Origin of the sequence: Flavilitoribacter nigricans DSM 23189 = NBRC 102662 (genome assembly GCF_002646595.1) — a bacterium.
GTDB lineage: Bacteria > Bacteroidota > Bacteroidia > Chitinophagales > Saprospiraceae > Flavilitoribacter > Flavilitoribacter nigricans.
The window spans coordinates 202,518-222,176 of record NZ_PDUD01000028.1 but is presented as its reverse complement, the minus strand read 5'-3'; the positions used below and the strand labels follow the sequence as shown (position 1 = coordinate 222,176).

The window sequence follows — 19,659 nt, the reverse complement described above, 5'->3', positions numbered from 1 at the left end:
GTGGAAGTGCAGTGATGTATGAAGCTGAGTAGTACTAATTACCCGAAAGCTTCCTTTATTTCTTCAACTTTACCATCACTTTAGACAACTGCAAACGATCTTTACCTTCAATGCTGACACCAGCGCAAGCAAATGTCAGTAAACTTACCGCTTCCCACACTTGTCAATTGATTTTGATCATGCGCCCCGCGCAATGATCATCCCGGATGAGATCCGGGGGATCGAATCGGGATCGCCAAGAGGTACACTGTACCATGATCAAAATCAAATAAAGAAATCGAATACCAAAAGCGGTATTCACAAGAATTGTTGGTGGTTATAGCGAAGGGGTTCACCTCTTCCCATTCCGAACAGAGAAGTTAAGCCCTTCAGCGCCGATGGTACTACCACTAGGTGGGAGAGTAGGTCACTGCCAACTTTATGAAAGCTTCCCGACTAACGTCGGGAGGCTTTCTCCATTTTAGGGCATTCCGTAATGCATTCCGCGAAGCTTTCAACTTCTTTGAAAGCCAGGTGTTGACTAATTGAACTGTATTTTCCCGTTTTGCCTGCCAAATTGTCGTAAATCCATTACTGGCAAAGTAATTGCTATCTTTATCACATGTTTAGGAGACCATTAAATTGGAAGAACCGCATGAGCAAAAAGAATAATCAGGAAACTATAAACGAGGAGTTGCTCGATGAGCAAAATGCCTCGGTCGAAAATACAGAAGCTACCGCCGCTGCGAAGGCCGAGAGCGGTGTTTCGGAAGTAGAGCAACTGCAAAAGCAGAATGAAGAGTTGAAAGACAAGTACATTCGGCTGGTTGCGGAGTTCGAAAACTTCAAAAAGAGAACTTTCAAGGAAAAACTGGAAATGATGAAAAGTGCTGCACAGGACACTATGTCAGCCTTACTGCCAGTTTTGGACGATTTTGACAGGGCCGCCAACAGCCCCGAAGGCTTAAGTGAAGGCATCCTGCTGATCCATAATAAATTGAAAGGTTCTCTGGAAAATAAAGGGCTCAAGCCGATGGAATCTACCGGTGAGCCTTTTGATCCAGAGCTGCACGAAGCGCTTACCGAGATACCCGCCCCTACCGAGGACCTGAAAGGCAAAGTGGTCGATACTATTGAAAAGGGATATTCCCTCAATGACAAGATCATCCGCCACGCCAAAGTGGTAGTCGGCAAATAAGTTGATCGCGGCCCGCCGCGTAACGCAGGTGGTAGAGAGACGGTACAATGGAGAGGTTTTGCTTTTCTCCACGGTCGCTTCACTCTACCCCTTGGTGTTTATTCCGGCAGTCAGCTTCAACACTGAAATTAAATTTAGATTCACGCCATCAAAAAGTAAGGGCAATAACAATGGCTAAAAGAGATTATTACGAGGTACTGGGCGTATCTAAGGGTGCCGGTCAGGATGAGATTAAGAAGGCTTACCGGAAGATGGCGATTAAGTATCACCCGGATAAAAACCCCGATGATAAAACGGCAGAGGAGAAGTTTAAGGAGGCAGCCGAAGCCTACGAGATCCTGAGCGATGCCGATAAGCGGGCACGCTACGACCGCTTCGGCCACGCCGGAGTGAGTGGCAATGCCGGCGGAGGTTTTAGCGGCGGCATGACGATGGAGGACATCTTCTCCCAGTTCGGCGATATCTTCGGAGACTCCGGGAGCCCGTTCGAATCCTTTTTCGGTGGCGCCCGTTCCGGAGGCAGAGGCCGTGCCCAGGGTGAACGCGGAAGCAATCTGCGGATCAAGTTATCCCTTACACTGGAAGAGATCGCCAATGGCGTTACCAAGAAAATCAAGGTTAAAAAACATACCACCTGCGACGTTTGTAACGGTAGCGGTGCGAAGGATAGCAATTCCGTGCAAACCTGTAACACCTGCCGTGGTGCCGGTGTAGTCCGCCAGGTGCGCAGTACTTTCCTGGGACAGATGCAGACGACGGCAACGTGCCCCACCTGCCACGGTTCCGGAAAAACCATTACTGCCAGTTGTTCCAAATGTAAGGGCGACGGCAGAATGTACGGTGAAGAGATGATCGAGATCGAAATTCCCGCCGGTGTGGAAGAAGGCATGCAGTTGTCCCTGCGCGGAAAGGGTAATGCCGGTCGGCAGGGTGGACCATCCGGAGATCTGCTGATCAATATCGAAGAAAAACCACACGAGTCCCTCCAACGGGACGGGATGAACCTCATTCACGATCTATACATCAATTTCGCCGATGCCGCACTGGGTACTTCCAAAGAAGTACCGACCATTGACGGCCGCGTGAAGATTAAAATACCCGCCGGTACACAATCCGGAAAGATTTTTCGTTTAAAAGAGAAAGGATTGCCTTCGGTACAGAGCTATGGTAAAGGAGATCAATTGATCCATATCAATGTCTGGACCCCGAAAAAGCTTTCCGAGGACGAGAAAAAGGTTTTGGAACAATTGAGGAACAAGCCTAATTTTCAACCTCAGCCCGGAAAATCTGACCGCGGATTCTTTGACCGGATGCGCGACTATTTTAAATCATAACTGAGCATTAGAGGATCAGGAATGTTGCTTTTTAGGAGATATTCCTGATCCTTCAAATCTCATCTTTCACGTCTCACCTATGCAATTTCGTCCCGAAGCCTGGCCATTTCTCCTTTTACTGAGTTGTGTACTCTGGGGTTGTGGATCGGACTACCTGTACGAGCGATCCTACCCGATCGATTCCAGCAATTGGACCTATGCGGACAGCCTCCAGTTTTCCTTTGAAATCGAGGATACCCTGCAGGTCTATAATCTTTGGCTGGAAGTAGAGCATAGTGTCGACTACGACTTTCAAAATCTCTACACCAGGATCCATACCCGCTTCCCTTCCGGGCAACAATTGGCAGAACCACTATCCCTGGAACTGGCGGATAATGTCGGTCGCTGGTTCGGTGATTGTAACAGCAAGACCTGTACCTTAAAGATCCCCATTCAGGAAGGTGCCTTTTTCAATCAGGCCGGAACGTATAATATCACGCTGGAACAATTCATGCGCAGAGATCCGATCGAGGGTATTCGGACCATCGGCTTTATGGTAGAGAAGACGGACCAGACCCGCCAGCAGTAAGCTTGCCTATTCCCACAATGGGGCAAAACATTTTCCCAATCTTCCGGTTTAAGAGTTGATCACTATTCACTCTTAAATACACAATTCATGTTCAAGCAAATACTTTTTATGTTATTGCTCGGAAGCTTTGCACTCGTTTCCTGCAATAATGGAGGAAATTCCGATGCCACGGAAGAAAGCTCCGATGATATGGCCCAGTTCGCCGATGACGAGGAGTTCAAAGAGGCACATCCGGAACCGGAAGCCATTGAACCGCCCGCCAACGGGGAAATGATGACCTTTGAAACTCCCGACGGCAAAACGGGGAGCGCTTTCGCCATTATGCCGGAAAATCCAAACGGCGACTTCCTGTTTGTCATCCACGAATGGTGGGGGCTAAACGATCATATCAAATGGGAAGCCGGCCGGCTTTTTGAAGGGCTGGAAGGCGTCACGGTAATGGCGCTGGATATGTACGACGGCAAAGTGGCTACCACGCAGGATCAGGCCGGAGAATTTATGCAGGCAGTAAAAGAAGACCGGGCGCAGGCTATCATTCAGGGCGCACTCAATTATGCCGGTCCCGAAGCGGGTATTGGCACCATTGGCTGGTGTTTTGGCGGCGGCTGGTCTTTACGCACGTCTATTATGGCGGGAGACCAGGGAAAAGCCTGTGTGATGTACTACGGAATGCCCGTGCAGGAGGCCGACAAACTGGCACCGATCGAGGCGGATATTCTGGGCATCTTTGCCAAACAGGATGGCTGGATCACTCCGGAAGTAGTCAACAAATTTGAAAGCCTGGCCAAAGCGACCGGCGAGAGTATTGAGATCCATCAGTACGATGCCGCTCATGCTTTTGCCAACCCAAGTAATGCCGAAGCTTATAACGAAGAAGCGACCGCAGAAGCCAATGCGCTTGCTTTGAATTTTTTACAGGAACGACTATAAACATCAGGCCACCGGTAGATCCGGACGGTCTGTTCCCCTGAAATTTCTTTTTACCTATATAATTTAGCCGCCAGGATTGATTGTTTATTTTCATTCCTGGCGGTTCTTTTCAAGCAGCTGACTAAAGGTTTAGAACAGCTGCTCCAGCCGACCTGATAGCAATTTTCTCCCGCAAATTTAGATCGCTCAGCCGGAAACTTTTATGGACTGTTTACCGTTGGTGTTCAAAATGATCTGATGCACTTCGGTCGAAGAAATACCGTGAGCTTGCCTGTGGCCTCCCGGCCCGTTGAAAAAGATCTGTAAAATATATCCGTTAGCTGATCCCGGCCGGCCTCCCGGAGGCGGGTCGAATAGTGATGAATTTTATGCAATTTAATAGCAATGAAAAGAGAAGAAGTAAACACCCGATTTAAAGCCATTATGGGAGCCAGGGACCCTAAACTGGCGGAAGATTTCTGGACGCTGGATTTTCGGGAATTCACCGAAAATGAAAAGGTCCTGATGGAACTGGAACTGTTTGCCGAAGATTGGCACCAATTACACGAAGAACTGGCTTCGGCATTTCAGCTTAAAAAGAATCCCTTGGCGGAAGAAGCCCTGTACCATAATGCTTTCCGTAAAGAACTGGACCCGATGGATTACAAGCCGTTGGCCAGAAAATGTACCTGGGCCCTGGCGGATATCGGAACGGAGCAATCCAGGCAGTTCCTGACAGAAATGGCCGGCTGCGGAGATCCACTGATTGAGGGTTTCGCCCAAAAAAGACTGGATAACTGGGAAAAAGAATTACCGAGAAAAGGACGCCAACTGGCCGTACGGAGTAATCCGGCCGGGAAGAACATTCAGTTAGATTATTACCCGAATGTAATCCGGGAGTTGCCGAATAGCGGACAACAGATCATCGGATATCAGACCGAAGACGAGATCATCGTCTATCAGGCTTTCAAACCTTCAATTGCCCGCTACGCAGTAGAGCATCAGCAATTGGGCGGAGCCGACTTTAGTTACGGACGCATGTCCTGGATCAAACCCAATTTCCTGTGGATGATGTTCCGTTGCGGCTGGGCCGAAAAAAAGGATCAGGAAAGAGTACTGGCGATTGCGATCAAAAAAGCGGACTTTGAAAAGATCCTTAGTCAGGCGGTGCTGTCTTCCTATCAGTCGAAATACTACGATACCCGGGAAGCCTGGCAGGAGGAATTACAGAAAAAGGCCGTTCGCCTGCAATGGGATCCGGACCATGATCCCTACGGGAATAAAGAAACCCGACGGGCCATTCAGATCGGTATGAAGGGAGAGGTGCTTAAACAATTTGGGCAGGAACAGATCCGCTATGTTGAAGATATCACGGATTTTGTGCGGGAGCAGAAAAAACTGGTAGACCGCAAAGCGCTCGATCGCTTACTGATCCCCCGGGAAACGATCTACCAACTGCAAAACCGGGACCTGGAGCAGCAACTGGCTATCGAGAAATAAGATATCCGCCCGATGATTTTCCAAAAGCTCCGCTTTGTGCTTAATTTGGAGATAATATTCATCAAAAGAACAGCGAGCTATGCGATTGGTTTATCTCCTCTTTTCTGCACTATTACTGGTATCCTGCAATTCTTCCCGCACCTACGTGATGAGTGTACAGGGTAAACTAAAGCCTGGGAAACTGGGCCCCACTCTGGTGCACGAACACATTACTACGGACTTCATCGGCGCGGAAAAGGTAAAACAGCCCCAGTACGAACAGGATCTGGCGAGCAGTACCATCCTGCCGCATCTGGAAGCTCTCAAAGCCCGGGGTATCAATACTCTGGTGGAATGTACGCCCAACCACATCGGTCGGGACGTCCGCCTGTTGCAAAGCTTATCGGAAAGATCCGGCCTGAACATCCTGACCAATACGGGCTATTACGCTGCGGTAGATAAAAAATATCTACCCCAGCATGTTTTCGAGGAGGATGCGGCCACCATTTCCGCCCGTTGGGAAAAGGAGTGGACCGATGGAATTGAGGGTAGCGGTATTCGCCCGGGATTCATAAAGCTGGGGGTAGGAAGGGGCCCGCTCGACGCAGTGGAAGAAAAGTTGCTGGTAGCAGGTATTATGCTGAGTAAAAAGAGCGGATTACCGATCTACGTGCATACCGGGGACGGCGCTGCCGCGCAATCCGAATATGAGATCATTAGCCGCGAAGAATTGGCGCCAGAGCGTCTGATCTGGGTGCACGCTCAGAACGGAACTGATGCAGAACGAATCGCACTTGCGCAGAAAGGTGTTTGGATCAGCCTGGATGGAGTCAGTGCCACCCGGGTAGATCAATACGTGGAAATGATCCTGGCCTTAAAAGAGAAAGACCTCTTATCTCGGCTGCTCATTTCCCACGACGACGGCTGGAGTGTGGAAAATCAGAAAGGAGAAATTAGTCTGAAATTGTTTGGCAATGGCAATGAAATACCCTACCGAACGATCAGCGAGCAACTGATCCCCGAATTGAAAAAAAGAGGGCTTACCGCCAGAGAACTGGATCAGATCCTGATCAAAAATCCACCTAAAGCCCTGGGGATAACTCCTTCGTCTAGAAAAGTGGATCGCTAGAAGCGGAATACCTACTTTCCCGTCTCAGGTAAATTCACATTAATTCTAAAAATTACATGGAATTAGAATCGCTCAACCGATCTCAGGACGTCAGTCTGGATGAAAAACTGGAAAAGGAATACCGCATTCTGGAGGAGATCATCCAGGAGCTTCGATCCCGGGAGATCCCGGAAGATATTCTGGTGAGGATCAATACGGAGATTAACGATATCAATACTTTTCCCGGAGAGGGTAAGGATCTGAAGCGGAAGATCCGGGCGGTCAGAACTTCTATTCTGAAAATAGTTGAAAAGGAACTAAAACTCGTGCCCCGCAATTATTACCGGAACCAGTGGATGGCTTTAGGCATGTCTGTTTTCGGCATTCCGCTCGGAGTGGTTTTCGGCAGTGCGCTGGGTAATTTGGCCTTCCTGGGTATCGGTCTGCCGATCGGCATGAGCATCGGCCTGGCGGTGGGAACCAATATGGACCAAAAGGCCCAAAAGGAAGGGCGCCAGTTGGACGTGGAACTCTGATCCAAAGTACTGTGATCTTTTTGGTCAGTTGCTTGTTTTGAGGATAAAGTAATCTACAAGCAACATGACTGATCCAAAAATTGCACTAGTCACCGGAGCCAACCGGGGCATCGGTCTGGAAGTATGCCGGCAACTGCTGGCCCAACAATACCGGGTAATTCTCACCAGCCGTGATGTAGAAAAAGGACAGGAGGCACTGGATAAACTGAAAGCCGGTGCTACCGCCGGTGATCTCCATTTCATACCACTCGATATAAGCAATCCGGATAGTGTGCGGCAGGCGGCCGAAACTGTCGCTACCCGCTTTGGCCGACTGGATACGTTGGTCAACAATGCCGCCATCAATTACGATACCTGGCAGAAAGCAACCGAACCCGATCTGGAAGAATGCCGGCAGACCCTCGATGTGAATCTCTTCGGCGCCTGGCGAATGGTTCAGGAATTCTTGCCCCTGCTCCGTAAAAGCGATTCCGGGCGCATTGTCAATGTCTCCAGTGGTTCCGGTGCCTTGCAGGGCATGAGCGGTGGCACACCTGCCTACAGTATTTCCAAAGCTGCGCTGAACGTACTTACGATTAAATTGGCGGCCGAAACCAAAGACGATGATATTCTGGTCAATTCGGTCTGTCCCGGTTGGGTGCGGACGGAAATGGGAGGCAGTAACGCCACCCGCAGCATTCCGGAAGGAGCACGCGGGATCGTCTGGGCGGCTACTCTGCCGGATGACGGACCAAGCGGCGGCTTTTTCCGGGACGGCAAACGGATCGACTGGTAAGTAGCTTCGATCTGGTCAATAACGAACTGATAACCCGGGTACATTCATTCCCCACCCAGAGGTTTGATCTTTCCGGCATCACCCCCCGGCCGATTGGCTGTTTTAAAATATTTGCTGATGTCCTTCAGACTCTCCCGGAGTTGTTCATCTCCGCTGTCGGCGGGAGCACCCGGAGTGGTGCTGAGTTGACCGGGAAACTCCTCGATGTGCAGCGTTTGTGTGGGGAAGGCAAAACGAACGCCTAGATCATGCGCCAGAGCAATGATGGCGTACATCACTTCGTGCCGGCCCTTTAATTCGACTGTCCAGTTGGGGGCTTCAAAAAAAGTATAGAGCAGAATATTCAGTGAACTGGCCCCGAAGCTGTTGAGATGTACTTCAAAATAATCTTTCCGGGTAGTCGGGTGGCGAAGAATGATCTCCCGGATCCCCTTCACAAAAAGATCGATCTGCTTCGGAGGCGTGTCGTAGGTCACCCCGATCTCCGTTTTAAAACGGCGGTATTGCCGTAATCCCATATTGTCCACCACCTGATCGGCCAGTTGCCCGTTGGGAACGTAGGTAATGGAATTGGCAAAGGTACGGATGCGGGTAGAACGGACACCAACCTCTTCCACCACGCCGTCAACGTTACCGAAATGGATCCAGTCGCCGATCTGGAAAGGTTTATCCAGAAAGATCATGATCGAACCGAAGAAATTCTTCACCGTATCCTGGGCGGCCAGAGCGATGGCCAGACCACCGATCGAAATACCGGCCAACAGGGCCGTCACATTGACATTGAGGTAGTCCAGAATATAAAACAGTCCTACGGCCCATACAACCATAGAGGTGATCCGTTTTAGCACGGGCATCAACTGGTCGTCCAGCGTGTTGGCCGTTTTTTTGGCCACCTTATTGAGGTTGAAGAACAGGATTTTCACCAACTGATCGACGATGAAAATGATAAAGAAAATACTCAGGATCCCCAGCAGTTTGAGCAGAATGGAATTGTTTTTGGCGGGTAACTGCAGCATGGGCAGTATGTAGGCAAAAAATCGCACACTGATGAGTAGCCCGAACAAGCGGTAGAGTCTCCGGCCGGCCTTATCCACTTCCGGCGAGATCCCAATGCGTTTGCGCAGACTGGGTCGAATGATCGTTCTGCTGAGCCAATTGATAAAGGTGAAGACCAGCCAGGAAAGCAACAGCAGAACGATAATCCCCATCCATTTCCAAAGCTTGATATTCAGAATGGGCGTTTGCCAGAAAGGTGCCTGAAAATAGGTGGTGATCTGCGTGCCTAGTGGAAACAGTTCCCGGTGCAGATCCGGAATGGCTTCGACTGTAGTGCGGGAATAAAACCAGTCGTTGCCTATCTTTTCCACATAGAGGAGTGGATAATGTTGATCGATGTAATACACCGCCGCCTTGGCCAGAGAATCATAGTAGCTGTTTTCCGTAGGCAGGCGGTTGATATCTACGTATAAGCCCCGCCCGTCCAGGATCTGTTTGAGCTGGATGGCCAGGTCTTCGGCCTCCGCTACCCCGGGAGCAAATGATAATGCCGCCCTCGCGGGCTGATAAGAATCGGTTTGCAGATAGTAAAGGTGATTGTAAATGACGCCGTAAGGACTGTCGTTTACTTCGGAAGAATCGATCTGACTGATCAGGGGAATGGAGCCCGAAATACATAAGAGGGTGAAGATGATTATCTTTCTAATCATGAGGCTGGTCTGCACTTTGAGTTTTTTATCAAGTCGCCCAAAGGTAAGGACTTGCTGTTACTCCAGGCTTATCCAGCGCAGAAATGCCTGATTTTAATCCCAAACGTTGTTTCCCTTGAAAGACGGCCTGAAAGTTTACAAACAAAAAAAGTCGTACCAAGGGTGATACGACTTTTTTAGCTCCGGGGCAGCCGAAGATGATTCTCCAGCAGCCTAGGTCTATCCGCCGCCGCCGTTGGATTTTTCCTTATCCTGCTCTTCTTTTTTCTTTCCGAACAGGAAATTACTCCAGAATTCTTTCCGCTTTTCCCGGTTTTCGATCTTGCGTTGTTCCCGGTCGTAAAAACGTTCGATCCGTTCCCCGTATTCCTGGTAAGTTTCGCCTTCACGGCGGGGTTTCATTTCGATCACCTTGCGGAGGGCATCCTGATTGAATTCCTGGACCATCTGGTAGAAATCCTGGATCTCGTAGTAATTCTCTTCCCCCCATTCCGCCAGGATCGGCATTTCATCCAGGAAGGGCGGGCAAAGCATGGTCGCCATCAGGGTGTCGGCCATTTCCGGGAAACGACCTTTTCGGTATTTATCCGCCAGTTTTTTGTCTTTGTACATGGAGCGCATGAAGGTCCCCCAGATGGGCAAAGCCGTACTGGATCCCTGACCGGCGCTCATGGTGCGGAAATGGATACGCGGGCTTTCGGCGCCCACCCATACTCCGGCCACCAGATTGGGTACAAAGCCGAGGAACCAGCCGTCGGATTGGTTCTGCGTTGTACCGGTCTTACCCGCAATGTCCCCGTAGAGGCCGTAGCCGTAGTGTACTTTGCGGGCCGTTCCGCTATCCACCACGGATTCCAGCATTTTCACCAGCATCATGTTGTGCTCACGGGAAACGACTTCTTCAAATTCTTGGGTATCGGGGCGGTCGAACTCCATCAGGACTTCTCCGTCGCTCGTTTCGATCCGATCCAGATAATGGATCTCCGGGCGTCTGCCTTCGTTGGCAAAAGTTCCGTACAACTGCACCATATCGAACAGCGATGCCTCTACGGTACCCAGCGCGATGGAAGGCACTTTGGGAATATCGCTGGAAATGCCCAGCTTCTGGGCCAGTTCGCGTACCGGTTCTACTCCCGAGCGCATCAGTAGTTCTACCGTCACGGTATTGACCGAATGACTCAGGGCACCCTCCATGGAGTAGACGCCACCGTACTTGCCATCGGAGTTGTGGGGTTGCCAGTTGTCGTAGTCTTCGTAGGTGACGAGTTCGTTGGGCGTATATTCACAGGGCATCATTCCCTGCTGCAGGGCTTCCAGGTAAACCACCGGTTTGAAGGTGGAGCCCACCTGCCGCCGCGATTTCACGTGATCGTACTGGAAGTAGCCAAAATCGTTTCCGCCTACCCAGGCCCGGATCAGTCCGGTATGCGGTTCCATGGCCATCAGGCCGGTATTAAGCCGGGTGAGATAATGCTTTACGGAATCCAATGGGCTCATATCCCGGTAATCATCACTATCCTCTTCCCAGCCGAAAACCCGCATTTGTACCGGTTGTTCAAAGATGGCCATGATCTCCTCTTCGCCTTTCCCCTGCGCTTTCAGGGCGCGGTAGCGGCGGGATTGCTGAACGGTACTTTTCAATAAGCGATCGTCCCAGGGCGTACGCTTTTTCCAGTTTTTATCGAAATTGGACTGGATAACCGGCATGTTCTCTTCCACGGCCCGCTCCGCGTACTGCTGCAGCGTGGCATCGATGGTGGTGTATATTTTTAATCCGTCGGTTTGGAGATTATAGGGGGTACCGTCTTTTTTGTAGTAACCTTCCAGCAGTTCTTCCACCTTCAGGCGCAGGTGTTCCCGGAAGTAGGTAGCCAATCCCCGGTTTTTACCTTCCTTGACGTAAGCGGCCTCTACCGGCATGGTTTTCACCGTATCGTAGACCTCGGGCGCCAGGTAATTGTAGCGGACCATTTGGGCGAGTACGGTATTGCGTCGCTGCTGCGCCCGGTCCGGATGACGTACCGGATGGTAATAGCTGTTCGCTTTGAGCATGCCGACGAGCACGGCGGCCTCGGACAGGGTCAGTTCATTCGGTGATTTGCTAAAGAATCGCTGGGAAGCGACCTTGATCCCGTAAATATCATCCCCGAAGGGAACGGTATTGAGGTAAAGATTCAGCAGTTCTTCCTTGGTGTAGGTATTTTCCAGACGCCGGGCTACAAAAGTTTCCCGCAGTTTGTTGATAAAAGTAGACAGCAGGAGATAATCGCGCCGCGGATAGAGGTTCTTAGCCAACTGCTGGCTGATCGTACTACCGCCACCGGAAGCATCATCCGATAAAATGATGGATTTTACCAGTACCCGGCCCCAGGCACGGATATCGATGCCGTTGTGTTCAAAGAAACGCGCATCTTCCGTGGCGACCAGGGCGTTGATCACATCTTCCGAAATTTCTTCGAAATCGGCGTTGACCCGGTTCTCAACGTAATATTTTCCCAGCAGTACGCCATCTTCGGAATAAACCTCGGAGGCGGTGTTATTGCGGATATTACTCAATTCGGGATAGGAGGGCAGGGGACCGAAAGCGCCCCAATACACCAGCAGGCAGACCAGGAAAAGCGCAACCACGCCGCTCACACCGAGGATGCTGCCCCATTTGACTACCTGACTGCCCCGGGGATAATCCAGGCGGAATTTCCGCCAATAGACCTTCAGCTTGGCAATACGTGTCGCTGACCATTCTTTGACCATTTCCAGAAGGTCAGGCTGCGTGTTGGATGAGGGCTGATTCTCTGCCATATGTTTTTTGATATGTACTTCCGATCGCGGTCGGATACGTTCAAATCGTTAAATAAAAGCTGGATAAAACCGCCGATATTCTTCGGCTAAATCGATCGATTTAGACCTCATATTTAACGACTAGTCACAACTATTTGTTCTTTCTTTTTTATCCGGCTGGCGTTTATTGGGAACAGTGTTTATTTTCCGTACATCCAAACGCAGTAGTGATGCTGCCTTTAATGACAAGACCGTCGGCGTTTGGCTGCACGCGGCGAGAGGACGTTGCCGCTCGCCTGCAGTTCGTCTAACGTCCGACATGCACCAGCAGTACGGAAATATCCGCCGGGCTCACTCCGCTGATCCGGCTGGCCTGCCCGATGGTGCGTGGTTTCATCCGGCTGAGTTTTTCGCGGGCTTCTTTGGAAAGGGAAGCCAGTTGCTGGTAGTTGAAGTCCTCGTGCAGATGTACTTCTTCGAGGCGGTTCATTTTATCCACCATTTCCTGTTCGCGGCGGATATAGCCTTCGTATTTCATATTGGTCTCCGCCAGGTCAACGAACTCTTGTTCGTAACCGCTGAGTAGTTCCGCTACCTGAGGGATCGCCGTGCGCAGATCTTCCATGGAGATCTGAGGACGCAGCAGGATACCGTGTAGCTTTACTTTCTGATTGATCGGTGAAGATCCTTTTTCCTCCAGCAGGCCGTTGACCTGCCCCGGTTCAACACTCAGATCACGCAGTACTTTTTCGATGTGTTCGGCGGCATCATTTTTGGCTTCCACCCGTTGCATGCGCTCGTCGCTACCGGCCATGCCCAGTTTCTGGGCCAGCGGGGTCAGCCGGAGATCGGCATTGTCCTGGCGCAGCAGAATGCGGTATTCGGCCCGGGAGGTAAACATCCGGTAGGGTTCTTTCGTCCCTTTATTGACCAGATCGTCGATCAGCACACCGATGTATCCTTCCGAACGGCGCACGACGAAAGGTTCCTCTTCCTGTACGGCGAGGTGAGCATTAATGCCGGCAATAAGCCCCTGGCTGCCCGCCTCTTCGTAGCCGGTGGTACCGTTGATCTGCCCGGCAAAAAACAGGTTTTTTACCAGATGGGTTTCCAGCGATATTTTCAGCTGAGTGGGCGGAAAGAAATCGTACTCAATGGCGTAACCCGGTCGGAACATTTTCATGTTCTCAAAACCCCTTACCTGACGGAGTGCCTTGTACTGCACATCTTCGGGCAGGGAACTGGAAAATCCGTTGACGTAGATCTCACAGGTATCCCACCCTTCCGGTTCAACGAACAGCTGGTGGCGATCCCGGTCGGCAAAACGATCGATCTTATCTTCGATAGAAGGGCAATAACGCGGCCCCAGTCCCCGGATACGACCGTTGAACATTGGGGAGCGATCAAAACCCGTCCGCAGAATATCGTGTACTTCCTGGCTGGTATAGGCAATATGGCAGGGTAGTTGTCGCTTCGGTGTCGGCGTATCTGTGTAGGAGAATTTTCCGGGAACTTCGTCGCCGGGTTGCACCTCCATTGCGTCCCAGTCGAGGCTGCGACCGTCGATACGCGGCGGTGTTCCGGTTTTCATCCTGCCGGATTCAAAACCCAGTTCTACCAGTTGTTCGGTGATACCGGTGGCCGCTCTTTCTCCGGCCCGGCCGCCGCCGAACTGTTTTTCACCAATGTGGATCACGCCGTTCAGAAAAGTCCCGTTGGTCAGTACGACGGACCGCGCCGGGATCTCCAGACCGATACCGGTCCGTACACCCTTGACGATACCGTCTTTTACGACGAGGCCTACGATCATTTCCTGCCAGAAATCGATATTGGGATTGGCTTCCAGCATACTGCGCCATCTGGCGGCAAACTGCATCCGGTCACTTTGGGCCCGCGGGCTCCACATGGCCGGTCCTTTGGAGCGATTGAGCATTCGGAACTGGACCATGGTGTGATCCGTAACAATACCGGAATACCCGCACAGCGCGTCAATTTCGCGTACGATCTGCCCTTTGGCCACCCCACCCATTGCCGGGTTGCAGCTCATTTGGGCGATCGTGTTCATATTCATCGTCGCCAGCATCACTTTGGAGCCCATATTGGCGGCAGCTACTGCGGCTTCGCAGCCGGCGTGCCCGGCCCCTACCACTATCACGTCGTAAGTCGGAAACATTTCGATAAATTAGGATCGAGAAAGGAAAGTTGGAAAAAAGGAAAAACCTTATTTTCAATAATCGTTTCTCATTTCTTTAAATTGACCCGCAAAGATACGCAATTTCGGGTTTAGTTGCTTGATTAATAATACAATTGCTTATCGGGGCAAACCGTCATATTAACGTCATGTTTGCGGGACTGTTTTTCCTATATTTGGAAATGAATTATGAAGAATAAAATTTATCTTTTTTTAAGTCTGGCACTGGGGCTTGCTGGTTTGAGCCAGTGTAGTTCTTCGGCTGACGAGCGCATCAGCTACAATCGGGATATTCGACCCATCCTGAACCGCAATTGCCTGGCCTGCCACGGCGGAGTTCGGCAGATGGGAGGTTTTAGTCTGTTGTTTGAGGAGGAGGCATTTGATACGACGGAATCGGGAAAAAAGGCCATCGTTCCCGGCCGGCATCGGGCCAGCGAAATGTACCGTCGTCTGGTAGAGACCAATCCCGAAGTACGCATGCCGCCCGATGGGGATCCCTTATCCAAAAAGGAGATCGATCTGATCGCGCGCTGGATCGATGAAGGCGCCAAATGGGAAAAACACTGGGCCTACATTGCTCCGGATACGGCCATGACCGTGCCGGATATTGCCGAGATCGAGTGGGCTAAAAACCCGATCGACGGTTTCGTCTGGAACAAACTGGAGTCCTTGGGCATGCAACCGGAGCCTGAGGCTTCCGCGCCGGTGCTGCTGCGCCGGCTGAGCCTGGACCTGATCGGTCTGCCGCCTTCAGAGAATTTGCGCCAGGCATTTCTGGAAGACCAGTCGATGACCTACGAACAGGTGGTAGACAGCCTGCTGGCTTCGCCCCAGTACGGCGAACACTGGGCCTCCATGTGGCTGGATCTGGCCCGTTACGGTGATTCACAGGGCTATCAGAAAGATAAATTGCGCCGGAATATCTGGCGGTACCGGGACTGGGTGATCGATGCCTTTAACCGCGATATGCCTTTTGATCAGTTTACCGTCGAGCAGATCGCCGGTGATCTGCTGCCCAGCGCGGATGACGCCCAGGTACTGGCAACCGCCTTTCACCGGAATACCAATACCAATGACGAGGGAGGAACGGATGATGAAGAGTTCCGGCTGGTAGCGGTCATGGACCGCCTGAATACGACTTATGAAGTCTGGCAGGGTGTGACCATGAGCTGTGTACAATGCCACAGCCACCCCTACGATCCTTTCCGGCACCAGGAGTTCTATTCCTCCATGGCCTTTTTCAACAATACCCTGGATCGCGACCTGACCAGCGAGTTCCCAAGGGTAAACCTACTGTCTCCCGCCCAGAAGCGGGAAAAAGATCGCCTGGGCAATTATCTGGAAGCCAAACGCGCTGACGGGGATACCGTCACTACGGAGTTCAAAGACAAATTGGATGCCTTCATGGCAATCCAGCCCGGGCGGGTGCCCGTTATGCAGGATTTTCATCCGGATTCCAGCCGGATCACCCGCGTATTTGATCGCGGCAACTGGCTGGCCCTGACGGATACGGTGCAGCCCGATGTACCCGAAGTCCTGCCACAATTATCCAGAGACAGTCTGGTCAACCGGCTGGATCTGGCCGAATGGCTGGTCAATCCGGATAACCCCCTGACCTCACGCGTGATCGTCAATCGATTCTGGGGCCGCATTTTCGGTAACGGGATCGTCCGAACGGTGGAAGATTTTGGTAGCCAGGGCGAACCGCCTTCCCATCCGAAACTGCTGGACTGGATGGCCTTACGCTTTATGCACGAGCACGAATGGAAGCTCAAGCCAATGCTGAAAGATATTGTGATGTCGGCAACCTACCGGCAGTCGGGTAAAATATCCGCCGAAAAACTGAAAAGAGATCCCTACAACGCACTGCTGTCCCGGGGGCCGCGGGTAAGGCTGAGTTCCGAGCAATTGCGCGATCAGGCGCTGTACGTAGCCGGCCTGCTCAGTCCGAAGATGTACGGACCGAGCGTGATGCCCTACCAGCCGGATGGGGTGTGGGACGTGATCCGGCAGGTAGCCCGCTGGGAGACCAGTCCGGGAGATGACCGTCACCGGCGCGGGGTCTATACCATGATCCGTAAAACCAGTCCTTACCCCTCCCATCTGACCTTTGACGGAACGAGCCGGGAGTTTTGCGTGTCGCGTCGCATCCGGACGAATACGCCGCTGCAGGCTATGGTGACGCTCAATGATCCGGTCTATACGGAAGCGGCCAAACACCTGGCCGTCAATATGGCGGAAAAGAGTTCCAAACCAGCCGAACAGATCCAGTATGCCTACAAGCGGGCCCTGCTCCGGCCGGCGGATGATTTCCGGCTCAGGGAACTAGTCGACTTCTACGAAGAAGCGGAAGAGCACTACCAGCAGCACCCGGAAGAGGCGAAAGCCCTCCTGGCGGAAAACGAAACAAAGGAACCACAACTGGCGGCCCTGGTCAACGTCGCAAGCATCATTCTCAACCTGGACGAATTAATCAACAAATAATGAAAAGAAAGCTCTATAACGAACTAATAGATACGCACCAGAATTATCTCACCCGGCGGCATTTCCTGCGCGATTGCACGCTTGGTCTGGGAGCTTTGGCGCTGGGTACTATGGGGTGTTCCGGAAGTGAGGCCGATGATCCGACGGAAGCCCTGCTGGAAAAGATCTCTCACTATGTGCCGCGTGCGCGCAACATCATTTTCCTGCACATGGCGGGCGGACCTTCCCAACTGGAGCTTTTTGATTATAAACCGACCCTGGATCGCTTGGACGGTGAGATCTGCCCGCAGTCTTTTCTGGAGGGCAAACGGTTCGCCTTTATCCGCGGCGTTCCGTCGATGCTGGGCACCCGGGTGAATTTCAACCAGTACGGAGAATCCGGCGCCTGGGTATCCGATCTGCTGCCGCATTTTCAGGACGCCGTGGATGATGTGTGCTTTCTGAAAGCGATGCAGACCGAAGAGTTCAACCACGCTCCGGCGCAGCTGTTTATGCATACCGGGCACGCGCGTAGCGGACGTCCGAGTATGGGGTCCTGGGTGACGTACGGGCTGGGCTCCCCCAATAAAAACCTGCCGGGATTCGTCGTAATGGTTTCCGGGCAGTCGGCGCCCAGTGGCGGGAAAAGTTTGTGGGGTAGCGGTTTTCTGCCTTCTCTGTACCAGGGAGTGGAATTCCGGTCCCAGGGTGATCCGGTACTGTACGTTTCTAATCCGAATGGGATTGATCGCGAATTGCGCGGCAAGGCCATCGAAACGATCAGCAAGATCAACCAGCGGGAGTTTGAGGAAGTCGGCGATCCGGAAACGCTTACCCGGATCTCGCAGTACGAACTGGCTTTCCGGATGCAAATGACCGTGCCGGAAGCTACGGACATCAGCAAGGAACCGGAATATATCCACAAAATGTACGGTACGGAACCCGGTCAGCGATCTTTTGCCAATAACTGTTTGCTGGCGCGCCGGCTGGTGGAGAGAGGCGTACGTTTCGTGCAACTGTACCACCGGGGATGGGATTCCCACGGAAGTAATGATTTTGAATCGCTGGACGGCGGTTTCCTGCAAAGATGTAATGAGATCGACCAGCCGATGGCGGCTCTGCTGAAAGACCTCAAACAGCGCGGACTGCTGGATAGTACGCTGGTCGTTTGGGGCGGTGAGTTCGGTCGGACTCCCATGCAGGAAAACCGGGGCGGTAAAACGAATAAATTCCGGGGCCGTGATCACCACAAAGAGGCCTTCACGATGTGGGTAGCCGGAGCCGGGATAAAGAAAGGTATGACGCTGGGCGAGACGGACGAAGTGGGCTACGCACCGGTAAGCGGCAATGTACACGTCCACGATCTGCAGGCAACCCTGTTGCATTTGCTCGGGCTGGATCACACTAAGCTCACGTATCCTTTTCAGGGGCGTGATTTCCGCCTGACTGACGTACACGGAGAACTGGTGCACGATATCATGGCCTGACCAAAAGTTCCTGACTCTAGTGAGGGATGAATCCTCCTACGATCCAGGGGCGGAGGCTGTAATCGTGTGATGATAGCCGGGGATCTTCGGTGCCCGGCAGCATTGCATCAACAAAAAACACACTGATTCTTGGGCAGTATGCGCTAAATATTTACCTTAGGAGCTGTTTATTTTATACACCCGGTGAGTATTAGCCGATTACGTATAGCATATACCTCGAACAAACCACACACCAATATGAGGTTCCTGACGTTTTTGCTCTTTTTAGTGTTTGTTGCTTTTGCCCTTTGGGCCAGATGGTATTTTGTCTGTGAAGTTCGGGGCATGTGCGGAGAGCAGGATGTTCGCCTGACTACCCTGCAACTACTGGACGAAGACAGCACCGCGATCCTGGACAGTTACGACCAGTTCGCTTTTGATCCGCTGAGTGTGCAACCTCGCCTGAATCCGAATAACGAAGCATTTCTGGATACACTGGCCGCTATTTTGCTGGCCGATTCTACCCGCGATCTGACCATTACCGGTCTTATTCGGCCGAGTGAGTCCGACTGGAAGCCGGAACGCGGTTTCTTCGAAAATATCGGTATCGCCCGGGCGGACGCCATCCGGTCTCTATTAGTAAAAAGAGGCGTACCCGAAGGCCGGGTATCTCTGGATTACAAATTGAGTAATGATCCGAATCTGCTGGAGCCGCTCACCTTCCACCTCTTTGATCCGCGCGGAGGCCCCGATGCGTACGACCGAACCGCTTTCGTATTTACGAATATGACCTTTTCCGATGCCAATTTCGAGTTTAATTCGGCGGAGTTCCGGCCGGGAACCCAGGCGGTACTCTATGCCGACTCGGTAAAGACCTATCTGGAACTGAACGATGGCAAGATGTTGACTATCATCGGCCATACCGACAGTAAAGGCACTACCGAATACAATTATGACCTGGGATTGCGTCGGGCGGAAAACGCCCGGCAGTACTTCAAGGAACTGGGCGTGGGAGCTACCATCGAAGTGGATTCCAAGGGAGAAACCGAACCGGTAGCGCCAAACCGGCAGAATGGGAAAGATAATCCCGAAGGCCGGCAGAAGAACCGGCGGGTGAATTTCGTGATTGAATAATCGAGAGAGCTGCAAAGTTTTCAAAATTTTGC

General features: G+C 51.9%; 14 protein-coding genes and 1 rRNA gene. 12 read left to right on the top strand and 3 right to left on the bottom strand.

Features of this window, described 5'->3' with window-relative positions:
- Nucleotides 1-308 precede the first annotated feature (308 nt).
- The 9 genes from rrf to CRP01_RS24410 all read left to right on the top strand — a co-directional run bounded on the left by rrf (nt 309) and on the right by CRP01_RS24410 (nt 7,886).
- Nucleotides 309-418 (top strand): 5S ribosomal RNA (rrf, locus tag CRP01_RS24450).
- 216 nt (nt 419-634) lie between these two features.
- The gene (locus tag CRP01_RS24445) at nt 635-1,177 is read left to right on the top strand and encodes a nucleotide exchange factor GrpE (protein ID WP_099152736.1); all 543 of its coding nucleotides are present in this window, start codon (nt 635-637) and stop codon (nt 1,175-1,177) included.
- Nucleotides 1,178-1,347: 170 nt separating this feature from the next.
- Entirely contained in the window at nt 1,348-2,511 is a 1,164-nt protein-coding gene (gene dnaJ, locus CRP01_RS24440) for a molecular chaperone DnaJ (protein WP_099152735.1), read from the top strand.
- A 79-nt stretch (nt 2,512-2,590) separates the two neighbouring features.
- Nucleotides 2,591-3,079 carry a gliding motility lipoprotein GldH gene (locus CRP01_RS24435; protein ID WP_099152734.1) on the top strand — a complete coding sequence of 163 codons (489 nt, stop codon included), beginning with the start codon at nt 2,591-2,593 and terminating at the stop codon, nt 3,077-3,079.
- An 87-nt stretch (nt 3,080-3,166) separates the two neighbouring features.
- Complete coding sequence (locus tag CRP01_RS24430; RefSeq protein ID WP_099152733.1) at nt 3,167-4,009, top strand: dienelactone hydrolase family protein; 843 nt, start codon at nt 3,167-3,169, stop codon at nt 4,007-4,009.
- Nucleotides 4,010-4,393: 384 nt separating this feature from the next.
- Entirely contained in the window at nt 4,394-5,488 is a 1,095-nt protein-coding gene (locus CRP01_RS24425; RefSeq protein ID WP_233752744.1) for a DUF4291 domain-containing protein, read from the top strand.
- 79 nt (nt 5,489-5,567) lie between these two features.
- A complete protein-coding gene (locus CRP01_RS24420) occupies nt 5,568-6,596 on the top strand; it encodes a phosphotriesterase family protein (RefSeq protein WP_099152732.1) in 1,029 nt (342 codons plus the stop codon).
- A gap of 56 nt (nt 6,597-6,652) precedes the next feature.
- Nucleotides 6,653-7,111 (top strand): hypothetical protein, encoded by a 459-nt coding sequence (locus CRP01_RS24415; RefSeq protein WP_222845801.1) that lies wholly within the window; start codon nt 6,653-6,655, stop codon nt 7,109-7,111.
- Nucleotides 7,112-7,175: 64 nt separating this feature from the next.
- Nucleotides 7,176-7,886 (top strand): SDR family oxidoreductase, encoded by a 711-nt coding sequence (locus tag CRP01_RS24410; RefSeq protein WP_099152731.1) that lies wholly within the window; start codon nt 7,176-7,178, stop codon nt 7,884-7,886.
- A 44-nt stretch (nt 7,887-7,930) separates the two neighbouring features.
- On the opposite strand, the gene CRP01_RS24405 is transcribed toward CRP01_RS24410, so the two are convergent.
- The 3 genes from CRP01_RS24405 to mnmG form a co-directional block, all read right to left on the bottom strand.
- Nucleotides 7,931-9,592, bottom strand: a complete 1,662-nt coding sequence (locus tag CRP01_RS24405; protein WP_099152730.1) for a mechanosensitive ion channel family protein — start codon at nt 9,590-9,592, stop codon at nt 7,931-7,933.
- Between the two features lie 219 nt (nt 9,593-9,811).
- Entirely contained in the window at nt 9,812-12,391 is a 2,580-nt protein-coding gene (locus CRP01_RS24400) for a penicillin-binding protein 1A (RefSeq protein ID WP_099152729.1), read from the bottom strand.
- 286 nt (nt 12,392-12,677) lie between these two features.
- Nucleotides 12,678-14,543: a tRNA uridine-5-carboxymethylaminomethyl(34) synthesis enzyme MnmG gene (mnmG, locus tag CRP01_RS24395; RefSeq protein WP_099152728.1), complete on the bottom strand. Its 1,866-nt coding sequence runs from the start codon at nt 14,541-14,543 to the stop codon at nt 12,678-12,680.
- A gap of 207 nt (nt 14,544-14,750) precedes the next feature.
- On the opposite strand from mnmG, the gene CRP01_RS24390 reads away from it, so the two are divergent.
- From CRP01_RS24390 to CRP01_RS24380, 3 genes are all read left to right on the top strand, one after another.
- Nucleotides 14,751-17,048, top strand: coding sequence for a PSD1 and planctomycete cytochrome C domain-containing protein (locus tag CRP01_RS24390; protein WP_099152727.1), 2,298 nt, complete (start codon nt 14,751-14,753; stop codon nt 17,046-17,048).
- A complete protein-coding gene (locus tag CRP01_RS24385; protein ID WP_099152726.1) occupies nt 17,048-18,514 on the top strand; it encodes a DUF1501 domain-containing protein in 1,467 nt (488 codons plus the stop codon). Before CRP01_RS24390 ends, CRP01_RS24385 begins: the two co-directional genes overlap by 1 nt.
- Before the next feature lie 237 nt (nt 18,515-18,751).
- Nucleotides 18,752-19,627: an OmpA family protein gene (locus CRP01_RS24380; protein ID WP_099152725.1), complete on the top strand. Its 876-nt coding sequence runs from the start codon at nt 18,752-18,754 to the stop codon at nt 19,625-19,627.
- The last annotated feature ends 32 nt before the right edge of the window (nt 19,628-19,659 follow it).

Bases quoted from the DNA above. Each gene is read 5' to 3' on its own strand.
- CRP01_RS24445 (WP_099152736.1), top strand. From the start codon at position 635: ATGAGCAAAAAGAATAATCAGGAAACTATAAACGAGGAGTTGCTCGAT.
- CRP01_RS24410 (WP_099152731.1), top strand. From the start codon at position 7,176: ATGACTGATCCAAAAATTGCACTAGTCACCGGAGCCAACCGGGGCATC.
- CRP01_RS24400 (WP_099152729.1), bottom strand. From the start codon at position 12,391: ATGGCAGAGAATCAGCCCTCATCCAACACGCAGCCTGACCTTCTGGAA.
- CRP01_RS24435 (WP_099152734.1), top strand. From the start codon at position 2,591: ATGCAATTTCGTCCCGAAGCCTGGCCATTTCTCCTTTTACTGAGTTGT.
- CRP01_RS24425 (WP_233752744.1), top strand. From the start codon at position 4,394: ATGAAAAGAGAAGAAGTAAACACCCGATTTAAAGCCATTATGGGAGCC.
- CRP01_RS24415 (WP_222845801.1), top strand. From the start codon at position 6,653: ATGGAATTAGAATCGCTCAACCGATCTCAGGACGTCAGTCTGGATGAA.
- CRP01_RS24430 (WP_099152733.1), top strand. From the start codon at position 3,167: ATGTTCAAGCAAATACTTTTTATGTTATTGCTCGGAAGCTTTGCACTC.
- CRP01_RS24380 (WP_099152725.1), top strand. From the start codon at position 18,752: ATGAGGTTCCTGACGTTTTTGCTCTTTTTAGTGTTTGTTGCTTTTGCC.
- CRP01_RS24385 (WP_099152726.1), top strand. From the start codon at position 17,048: ATGAAAAGAAAGCTCTATAACGAACTAATAGATACGCACCAGAATTAT.
- mnmG (WP_099152728.1), bottom strand. From the start codon at position 14,543: ATGTTTCCGACTTACGACGTGATAGTGGTAGGGGCCGGGCACGCCGGC.
- CRP01_RS24405 (WP_099152730.1), bottom strand. From the start codon at position 9,592: ATGATTAGAAAGATAATCATCTTCACCCTCTTATGTATTTCGGGCTCC.
- dnaJ (WP_099152735.1), top strand. From the start codon at position 1,348: ATGGCTAAAAGAGATTATTACGAGGTACTGGGCGTATCTAAGGGTGCC.
- CRP01_RS24390 (WP_099152727.1), top strand. From the start codon at position 14,751: ATGAAGAATAAAATTTATCTTTTTTTAAGTCTGGCACTGGGGCTTGCT.
- CRP01_RS24420 (WP_099152732.1), top strand. From the start codon at position 5,568: ATGCGATTGGTTTATCTCCTCTTTTCTGCACTATTACTGGTATCCTGC.